Consider the following 9,231-nt stretch of genomic DNA (forward strand, 5'->3'; position numbering starts at 1 on the left):
GTGTGAGTCGCAACGGCTACGCTAGCCGGTCGAGCTCATCGTACTTCGTGAGCAGCTCGTTCCAGACCTTCAGCGTCTCCTGCGCCTCTTCCTCGTCGATCGTCTCGATCGCGAAGCCCGCATGGACAATGACGTAATCGCCCACCTTGACGTCCACGAGCGAGATATCAATCTCGCGTGAGACGCCGCCGAAGTCCGCTTTCGCACGTCGCCTTAACCCGCTTTCTTCGCGTTCTCCAAGTTCTACGATCCTCGCCGGTATCCCCAGACACATGGTACTCAACCCTTAAATGTGCCACCTACGATCACGTTCTGGCCGACCGAGATGCCGCCGTCTCCGTTCGGTATTCGATCATGCGTCAGGAACGTAAAGCCTTTCTCCTTCACCAATCGCTCGGCCATGCTGACAATGGGAAGATCATAGGAGACCCCGCCAGTTATCCCGATAGTCTGGACTCCCGTGCTCTCGCAGACGTCCGCAGCGATCTCCAGCAGCTCCTGCAGTAGTGTCTCCACGAACGAGTATGCGATGTCCGCTTTCTCCTGCTCGGTGCTGATCCGGTAGTCAGCCAACTGGTCGAAGAGCGGCAGCGTTCGCACGATCTTCCGATCCGCGGCATCGACCGACGTTTCGAACGCATACGTGTGTTCACCGCGCGCTAGATACCGCTCGAGCTTCATCGCTGGCTCGCCATCATACGTCATTCGCTGACAGATGCCGAGATAGCAGGCGAGCGCATCCAGTACGCGCCCGAAACTGCTTGTCAGCGGCGCTGTCCTCATGAGCTTGGCCATGATGTCCGCCTCAGGATCACTCACCCAGCGGCTCGCATCGTGCTCGCGGCTCAGGAGCGAATAGACGGCGAACAGAAGCCGCCGGGGATCGCGTATCGCCATCTCGCCACCGATAAGCGGAATCTCTTCCAGCGAGCCCACGCGCTCGAAGGAATAGTAATTGGCGAAGAGGAGCTCGCCACCCCAGGCCTTTTTATCCAGCCCGTAGCCCGTACCGTCCAGCGTCAGCGCCATCACTTCTTCGACGCCGTTATCGAGCATCAGCGCGGCCGCGTGCGCCCAGTGATGTTGCACCGGTACGAGCTCGATCGAGTATTCCTCGGCCAGCGATTTCCCGTACCGCTTCGTCGCGTAGCCCGGATGTACGTCCACGCCGATCGCATCGATATCTTCCATCGCGAGGCCCAGCAGATTCAGCAACTGCTCTGTGCCGGCCGCGAGGAATTCCAGCGTCGGATAGTGGAACGTGCTGCCAATGTACTGACTGGTGTACAGTTTACCGTCTTTCGAGATACTGGACGAGACATTCTCCATCGCACCCAGTGACAGTATCTGCTCAGTATACGGGACGGTGAGCGCGGTCGGCACGAATCCGCGCGATCGTCGCAGGAACTGGTTTCGAGCGCCGTAGCATTTGACCACCGAGTCATCCAGTCGGTTTACGATCGCCCGGTTGTGCAGCAGGAAATAATCAGCGGTGAGGTTGAATGCCTCCTCGTTGCTGACCGTCATCGGCTCGCCCGGCACATTCGCCGAGGTCATCAAGATCCCGTGGGCTTTCAGGTGATGGAAGAGCACATGGTGCAGCCCGGAATACGGAACATATACACCGACCGTGCTCAAGCCCGGAGAAATCTCCGCCAAGTCACCTGAATCCAGCATCGATTTCTTCTCCAGCAGCACGATCGGCCGCTGTGGGGAGCGTAATAATCGCTCCTCGTGCTCGGTCAGGTTCAGGTGTTGCTCGATCGCCGGCACATCACGGAACATTACGGCTAAGGGCTTTGATGGGCGCCGGTAAAGCGCTCGCACACGGTCTGCCTGCTCGAATGTCCCGAGCAGATGCATGCCACCCCAGCTCTTTGCGATGCCCAGTGCGCCTTCGTCAATCAGCCGTGCAAAGGTCCTGATCGGATCTCTAGCATCAATGACGCTCCGATTCTTATCGTACAGCGTGTATGTTGGACCGCAGCGCGGGCACGAAGTTGTCTGCGCGTGAAAGCGGCGGTCCATGGGGTCTTTGTATTCAGTGAGGCAGTTCTCACACATCTGGAATTCCTGCATCGAAGTATTGACCCGGTCGTACGGGACGTTCTTGATAACCGAGAACCGCGCGCCGCAGGAGGTGCAGTTGATGAAGGGATAGAGATACCGGTGATCCGCGGGATCGAAGAGCTCATGGATGCACGCATCGCAGATCGCCGTGTCCACGGGCGTCACCGAGGTCTTGCGGCCCTCTGAACTCATGAGTATCCTGAAATCGTCATACCCGGTGACCGGCTCGTCCTTGACTTCGATCTTATCGATCGCGGCAAGCGGTGGCAGTTTCTCGTTGAGCATGTCCATGAAATCAGCTACGCTATCGCCGTTTCCAGCACCGTTTACCAGCCCGATCTCCACGTTCGAGCCTTTGTTCAGCACGAAGCCGCGCAATCCGAGCTTCTTCGCCACCCGGTACACCGTTGGCCGAAAGCCAACGCCTTGCACCGTGCCACTCACCATGATCTTCATTTTGTAACGGCCAGTTCACCGGACTGTAGCTCACCTGATCTTCTCGACGATCTGACGCACCGCAATTACCGCGGGCGCATCATCCGGCAAGTCTACCACAGGTCGTCCTTGAGCATCATATTCGGAGATGAGCGGGTCAAAGGGGATAATCTCGTCGATCTCGATCCCGTACGTGGAAGCAGCCGCGCGGAGTTCATCGGCAGCGCCTTCGGGTATCTTGTTCGCCACGATGAGCAATCGCTTCACGTCAACATCGATCTCGCGCGCAATCTCCTGTAGCCGCACCGCCGTCTTGAAGCTCTTCCGCGTCCTGTCGAGCACCACGAGCATGATGTCCACGTCACGCGTGGTCCGCCGGCTGAGATGCTCCAGACCCGCTTCACAATCGATGATCGTGTAATCGTAGTTCTGGGCGAGAGTATCGATGATCATGCGTATGATGTGATTCACCGGGCAGTAACAGCCCGGGCCTTCAGGCCGACCCATCACCAGCAGGTCATAGCGGTCCTCTTCAGCCATAATCGCCGCAATCTTGCCCTCGAACTGCGATCGCAAGTCCAGGGCGATGTTCCGTTGCTTCTCCTCCAGGAGCTGCTCCCGAATGTCACCCAGGCTCTTTTCGCAGGCCACACCGAGAGCATCGGGCAGGTTCGAATCGGCATCCGCATCGACTGCTAAGATGCTGATAGTCCGGTCCCCGTGTCCGCTCAGAAGTTCTCGTAGCAGCAGCGCAGCGATAGCCGTTTTACCCGTGCCGCCTTTTCCCGCTACCGCTATAACTTTGCCGTTTTTCATCGATCAGAAAGAATGCGTGAGTGATGCAGAAGAGAAAACCCCGCATGCTAGCGGGTGCGACGTGTGGACTTCATCCGTAAGTTACTCGAGTTGCATTTCCTGCACCGCGTTGCTCTCATCGCGTTCCGCGCGTTACAATCCATGCAAATCTTCATCCGGAAGAGCCGTGCTTCAGCCTCTGGAAAGCGCGCCATTACTGTTCTTCACCTCTCTCTTTTATCGTTACTATAAGTCAGCGCACTAACATTTAAATCTTTTCACCCGTTTGTGTATGGTAACCATGAGAAAACGAAAAGCAGGCGTTCTGGGTGCAACGGGTAGTGTCGGGCAGCGATTCGTGCAGCTCCTCGAGGGACATCCCTGGTTTGAGCTCGGGGCGTTGTTTGCTTCTGAACGAAGCGCGGGTAAGCGGTACAAGGATGCAGCGCAATGGTTCCTTCCCTCCGAGCTGCCCCAGGAAGCCGCGGAAATGATCGTGCAGCCTATGGACGCGGTCGGCGCGCCCGCGAACGAGGAGCTAGCGATTATGTTCTCGGCACTGCCCGGCGATATAGCGAGCACGGTGGAGCGGCGCTGCGCGCAGTTAGGCTTCGCCGTCGCCAGTAACGTGGCTGTCCATCGGATGGAGCCCGACGTGCCGCTCATCATACCGGAGATCAATGCGGATCACCTGGCACTGATCGAGACGCAGCAGTCGAGTCGGGGCTGGGATGGCTTTATTGTCACGAATCCGAACTGCTCTACGATCGTTCTGGCGTTAAGTTTAAAGCCCTTGATGCCGCTGGGCATTCATACGGTTCACGTCGCCACGATGCAGGCCGTTTCGGGCGCGGGCTATACCGGCCTGGGCTCTATGGCGATTCTGGATAACGTCATTCCTTATATCGGAAAGGAAGAGGGGAAGATGGAGAGCGAGACGCTCAAGATACTTGGCAGCCTCGACGGTACGGGCGTGCGAGACGCCGCCTTTACCGTTTGCGCATCCTGCCATCGCGTGCCCGTGATGGATGGCCATACGATGGCGGTCTGGGTGAACTTCGAAGATGCAGTAAGCGTCGATGCGGTTAAGGAGGCATTTCTGGACTTCAGTAGCGAATTCAAGACACCGTTCGCGCCTCCGAAGCCCGTGATCGTCCGTGAGGAGCCCGACAGACCTCAGCCTCGGTTAGATCGCGATGCGAGCAATGGCATGAGCGTTTCGGTCGGCCGCATCCGTGCCGGGAACGTGGGAAACGAGGTCAAATATATCGCACAGGGCCACAATACCGTTCGTGGCGCGTCTGGCGCGTCAATTCTGAATGCTGAAGTGCTCGTAGAGCGCGGGTATATTCACTAATATCATCGCGAATCGAATTCCCTTACTCAGTACGAACGAACGGAACGATGCCGCTGGAGAACGCACGAGAAGCGCAGTACAGGATCCTGGTGGGATCCGTCAGTATTGTATCGGTGAGCGAGTTTCTCGCGGTGCTGAAAGGGATAGCGGAGCAGCACGCCGTGACCCTACAGGCGCTGGATACCGACCTGGTGGTGAGTGAGGCGCATCTGCACTCGGCCGTCGAGAAGGCGCTGCGGGCGGTGGAGAAGGGCACGAACATCACGAGCGAGTTAGGGATGGAGATCCTGGTATACGCCGCGGGAAAACGGCAGATAGGGCGTGCACTGGCGATGGGCGTCACGGAGGGCGAGAAGCGTATCGCCTGTATCATCGTTGCTCCAGATACGGGAACAGATTTGGATGCGGTGGTGGCATCAGTAAAAGCGAGCACGGGCCTCACTGAGGAACCCCATGCACTGCAGGCCTTTGAATGCGAGCACGACGCGTCGAAGCGGGCCAGATTGAAGCGTTTCTTCGGCATCACGGATGGCGAGCTGAGCGCCGTGGGCGAGGAGAAGTTGCCACAGCTCGTATTGGAGCGCGTGGCGCTTTTAGACGTGCTGAAATAAGCGTGAGCATAATACAAAAACAGATGGCGGAGGAGCGGAAGTATGCTTGAACTAGAACTGGGCATTTTAGGTGCGCTACTCTTTTTTTTACTGAGCCATCTCGCTATGCTGACGTATTATAAAAAATACGATTACTGGTGGCATTACTATTGTGATTTAGGCTATACAATCCCCCAAAACCGTCTCTCAATGCTCTTTTATAAAGCGGGATTGATCATCTTCGCGGTATTTCTGATGCCTCTCTGGATCAATATCGACTCGTATTTAACAGTAAACGCAGTATTCATCAAGGTTGCAGGGATAATCGGCTGCATCTCTTTTATACTAATGGTCTTATTTCCGTACGAGCGGTCAAGAAGGCTGCATTTCTTATCGCTATTCTCTGCGTTCACGGGATTAACTGCAGCCTTCCTCATTGCGAACCAGGAACTCCAGCATGCACTTCTGAATGTGTATGCTTGGTGCTTCCTCGTTTATATTTCAGTCGTTATTCTAACAACAGCCCGGTACCGTAAAGAGATGAAGCTGGCGCATAAATATCAAGCACCCGTGCAAAAGACCTTCGTTATCCTCTTCTTAGTAACGGTCATCGTCTTTTGCCTGAACCTGTCGTCGGCTTAGCGGTAACGTGCCCGTGCGGCAGCGTGATCGGGATCGAGCAGGCGAACTGGATGAAGCTGAAACAGGGCGCATTCGGTCAGCTATTCAGGTGCCCGGATAAAGCATCAAGCGTTTGTTGCGGCCGAAAGGAGCGCGTTACTCCTTTTACTTTTCTCGTTGATTCCGCGCGTTAAAGCAGCACACGTGCCGGGAAGCCTCTCCGGACCGTGCGTCGTGTTAAATTCGGCGGCATCGCTCCCGTCGCAGCGCCCCAAGTCGCGCAGTCCGGTGCACGTCACGGTTATGGTCCTCGTGGGCGAGGCCGAGCTGATTCAAACCCCTTCTGTCTGGTTATACGATCGAGGACTCTGTACGCAACGGCTCTTTTGATGCCGTGACGCGCGCGCGTATGCCCTTCCCGATAGCCTGCATTGCGGCACTTGCAGCATCGTGTGGCAGCCCTCTCAACTTGCCGACACCGAGTCGGGTAACAAACGTGATACTACTGGAGAAGAGCCATTTCTTGACGCTAATGTTGTGAAAGAAGTCATAACCATAGGTCTCCAGATTGTAACCAAACCACGTGATGGCATAGAAGATCACCTGGACATCGGTAACGATGATCCGACCCGGCCAGATCAAATTGTACCATCGCTTCTGTCTCGCGGTAAACAGCACGTTCTCGTCCTCTGCAATGATGCCCTTTTTGATGAGCATCGTGATCACTTCATCATTCTCCGCTTTCATATACCGGGTTTACCTCCCCACGTCGGGCAGATTTTGTCAAGCCCGCTCCTCTCTATGACCCTACAGGATGCACCTATCACCTCTGCTACCCCTTTTTTCCCCATCTTCTCACCCCCTTTTCGCTCTTTTTCTCTCACCTCACATAAAATTGATCCATTTCAGAAATTTGTACAGGAGTAAACCGCCGATAAGGAGTCCCGAAAAGCTCAAAGAGAGTATCCCGAGGCTGAATTGGAACGTTAAAGGATCGACCAGGTTAAAGGTGAAGATCAGATAGGCAAGGCCAGCAACACCAAAGAGCAGCAGTGCCAGGTAGCGGTTCCATTCGTAGATGACCGTGCCTTCTTCTCCCACAAAGGGGATCAAGGAATAGACCAGGGTCATCGCCACGACCGGAATGCCTACCCCTCCTACCCAGAAACCCCACCATACATCGGGATACCACACGAAAACAAGATAGTAAAAGACGGCCAGCAACGAGAAGAGGCTCATGATGTTTCCGAGGCAGATGAACCCCTTTATCCGCGGACTCAGATCTTCCCACAGCACGGCTCGGAGCGGATACCCTATCGGATGACCGAAGAGAGCAGTTACCAGCATCATGGTCGAAGCAGTCCGATCAACGATCGCGCCAACTTCAGCATTGAGAAGCAGCGCAAAGAAATACTGGACTGCCTCACGAACCACGATGACCACACCAACGAGCGCGACGATCAGGAGGAATACGTTCCACGCATTCGGTGCCAGGCCTGCGAAGGTAGGCAGGAGGAACGGTTGCGGCTGCTCAGCGAAGGGCATAAAATCCGGTAAGCTAAAGAATACCGTTCGCATCGTCAGTGTGCACTGGAGCGTGTAAGCAATGGAGAGCGCGAGAATCCCGAACGTGATCCTGAGCAGATCGCCGAGTAAGGTGGTCCGATAGTGAGCCGCCAGGACGCTCCGATGGAGCGAGAATTTGAGTCGCGGCGTGCGCCGATTCCGTATAGCTGTAGCATAGACGCCTGCGGCGGCAACGGCACCCGCCGAGATGCTCGCGATCAACATGGCAATGACGGTCAGGGGTGGCGCGATTGGCCGCTTCACGTTCACGAGCACCGAGTGATTCGCCGCCTGGATCTCGGCGTTCTCAGCAAAGCCCGTGGCTTCCAGCCGGTATAAACCGCCTGCTACTTCAGGATCGCTCACATTCCATGCGAAGACGAACGGTCGTGAGGTATCCTCGAACTGCTCGCTCCACGTGGCGCCCTGTATAACGAGCGATACGCTCGTGATCTCCTCACTCGCTCGCACGTAGATGCTCGTGGCATTCTGCAGCACGACGCCGGAAGGCGGATCAGTGATCACGATCCATGGCTGAACCGGTTCGAAGACCGAATGAGCGGTCTCGGGGATGAGGCTCGTGCCCTCAAACGTCTCAGTGTACTTGTCCGGGAACACAATGGCGGAGGCTGTGGGCACCATACTAACGGGTGCAAGCGCACCATCCGTGGCCTCATCGATTGCAGCCTGGAACGTTCCTTCAAGTATCTTCAAGTCCACTTCAGGCATGACGTACGTCGTGGCCAGCGGCTCGATCAGATCAGGAACGAGGAAGCTGATCTCCCTGCTCGATATCTTGAGTAAGCTCACCTCCCGCATCAACGTCTTTTCCAGTGCGAGCTCGAGACTATTGGCAAGTGCGACCCGGTGGGAGAGCCAGGCCGCCTCTTCGCGAACCGACGGCCTGAATGAGAATCGGAAGATGGTGTCGCCGTTACTTCTTATTGAGACATTTGCATGTGCCAGGTGGGATACCGTTTCGAGTTCACCTCGATCGATTACCGCTCGCGGCGGCACGGTGATCGTGACCGTCTGTGTAGCCAGCATGGTGCCGTCGCCCATGATGTTGATCGAGAAGGTGTGGGTACCGCTCCGCGCGTCTTCAGGAGTCGCTACGGTGACGGTGAATGCCACCGTCTTGCCGCCGTGGACATCGGTATGCTGAAGCGGGGTGAAGGCAACCCATTCCTCGTACCCGGGTGAGGTCTGGAGGGTGAGTATGCCGATCCGCTCGACTTCCGCCTGCACCAAGCTCGTGATCGCCTCGGGTATTCGTACCGCCTCGGCATGAACGAGCTTGAAAAGACTGCCGCCCGTTTCTTCGGTTACGTACTTCCAGGGCCGTAAATCAACGCCCGAATACAACGCTAATACCGTGATACCGTGCGTCTTGAGACCTGCCACGACATCCGCGAAATAGAGGTCATCTGCGGTACCCATCACACCGTCCCTGCCCGGATCTAAGCCGGTCCCATAGGCTGGATCGTGCGGCACATCATCGCCAAAGATAATTACGATCTTCTTCGCGCCCGTTCGCCAGCCGACGGCGGGATCGGCGTAGGTTTCATAGAGTGCACGGCTGTAGGACTCGGGATAATCCCCGCCATAGCCCAGGGTCAAGCCGTTGATCGCGGTACGCACGTTCGCCGTGTTCGTTGTTATCCCGCGATCCAAGTTCCATGGATAGTCATCCGCTCCGCCGTAGGTATTGCTATACCCGCCGTAGGTGTAATACCCGGGATAATCCATAAAGCTCGCGACGCCAAAGGCGCTATCAGGAACGAGCTCGCGCAGACG

Annotated in this window: 8 protein-coding genes; 3 read left to right on the forward strand and 5 right to left on the reverse strand. The window is 56.3% G+C overall.

The window, feature by feature from the left end:
• Positions 1–16: 16 nt before the first annotated feature.
• Genes ENN68_00870 through ENN68_00885 form a run of 4 tightly spaced genes read right to left on the reverse strand, consistent with a single transcriptional unit; the run spans position 17 to position 3,515 of the window.
• On the reverse strand, positions 17–274 hold the full coding sequence (locus ENN68_00870; GenBank protein ID HDS44648.1) for a HypC/HybG/HupF family hydrogenase formation chaperone: 258 nt from the start codon (positions 272–274) through the stop codon (positions 17–19).
• A gap of 5 nt (positions 275–279) precedes the next feature.
• Positions 280–2,526, reverse strand: a complete 2,247-nt coding sequence (gene hypF, locus ENN68_00875) for a carbamoyltransferase HypF (protein ID HDS44649.1) — start codon at positions 2,524–2,526, stop codon at positions 280–282.
• 30 nt (positions 2,527–2,556) lie between these two features.
• Entirely contained in the window at positions 2,557–3,321 is a 765-nt protein-coding gene (locus ENN68_00880) for an ATP-binding protein (protein HDS44650.1), read from the reverse strand.
• A gap of 47 nt (positions 3,322–3,368) precedes the next feature.
• A complete protein-coding gene (locus tag ENN68_00885; GenBank protein ID HDS44651.1) occupies positions 3,369–3,515 on the reverse strand; it encodes a 50S ribosomal protein L40e in 147 nt (48 codons plus the stop codon).
• 86 nt (positions 3,516–3,601) lie between these two features.
• Between ENN68_00885 and asd the strand changes: the two genes are divergently transcribed.
• The 3 genes from asd to ENN68_00900 are packed head-to-tail and all read left to right on the forward strand — an operon-like array spanning position 3,602 to position 5,889.
• A complete protein-coding gene (gene asd, locus ENN68_00890; GenBank protein HDS44652.1) occupies positions 3,602–4,657 on the forward strand; it encodes an aspartate-semialdehyde dehydrogenase in 1,056 nt (351 codons plus the stop codon).
• A 47-nt stretch (positions 4,658–4,704) separates the two neighbouring features.
• On the forward strand, positions 4,705–5,268 hold the full coding sequence (locus ENN68_00895) for a hypothetical protein (GenBank protein ID HDS44653.1): 564 nt from the start codon (positions 4,705–4,707) through the stop codon (positions 5,266–5,268).
• Positions 5,269–5,310: 42 nt separating this feature from the next.
• Positions 5,311–5,889 carry a hypothetical protein gene (locus ENN68_00900; GenBank protein ID HDS44654.1) on the forward strand — a complete coding sequence of 193 codons (579 nt, stop codon included), beginning with the start codon at positions 5,311–5,313 and terminating at the stop codon, positions 5,887–5,889.
• 330 nt (positions 5,890–6,219) lie between these two features.
• Here the strand turns inward: ENN68_00900 and ENN68_00905 are convergent, their stop codons facing one another.
• Entirely contained in the window at positions 6,220–6,615 is a 396-nt protein-coding gene (locus ENN68_00905; GenBank protein ID HDS44655.1) for a hypothetical protein, read from the reverse strand.
• Positions 6,616–9,231: the final 2,616 nt, after the last annotated feature.

The sequence above is a fragment of the Methanomicrobia archaeon genome, assembly GCA_011049045.1.
Classification (GTDB): Archaea; Halobacteriota; Syntropharchaeia; order Alkanophagales; family Methanospirareceae; genus JACGMN01.

Excerpts from the sequence above, each read along its gene's own strand:
- ENN68_00870 (HDS44648.1), bottom strand. The coding sequence starts at position 274 with ATGTGTCTGGGGATACCGGCGAGGATCGTAGAACTTGGAGAACGCGAA.
- ENN68_00885 (HDS44651.1), bottom strand. The coding sequence starts at position 3,515 with ATGGCGCGCTTTCCAGAGGCTGAAGCACGGCTCTTCCGGATGAAGATT.
- asd (HDS44652.1), top strand. The coding sequence starts at position 3,602 with ATGAGAAAACGAAAAGCAGGCGTTCTGGGTGCAACGGGTAGTGTCGGG.
- ENN68_00895 (HDS44653.1), top strand. The coding sequence starts at position 4,705 with ATGCCGCTGGAGAACGCACGAGAAGCGCAGTACAGGATCCTGGTGGGA.
- ENN68_00905 (HDS44655.1), bottom strand. The coding sequence starts at position 6,615 with ATGAAAGCGGAGAATGATGAAGTGATCACGATGCTCATCAAAAAGGGC.
- ENN68_00880 (HDS44650.1), bottom strand. The coding sequence starts at position 3,321 with ATGAAAAACGGCAAAGTTATAGCGGTAGCGGGAAAAGGCGGCACGGGT.
- hypF (HDS44649.1), bottom strand. The coding sequence starts at position 2,526 with ATGAAGATCATGGTGAGTGGCACGGTGCAAGGCGTTGGCTTTCGGCCA.
- ENN68_00900 (HDS44654.1), top strand. The coding sequence starts at position 5,311 with ATGCTTGAACTAGAACTGGGCATTTTAGGTGCGCTACTCTTTTTTTTA.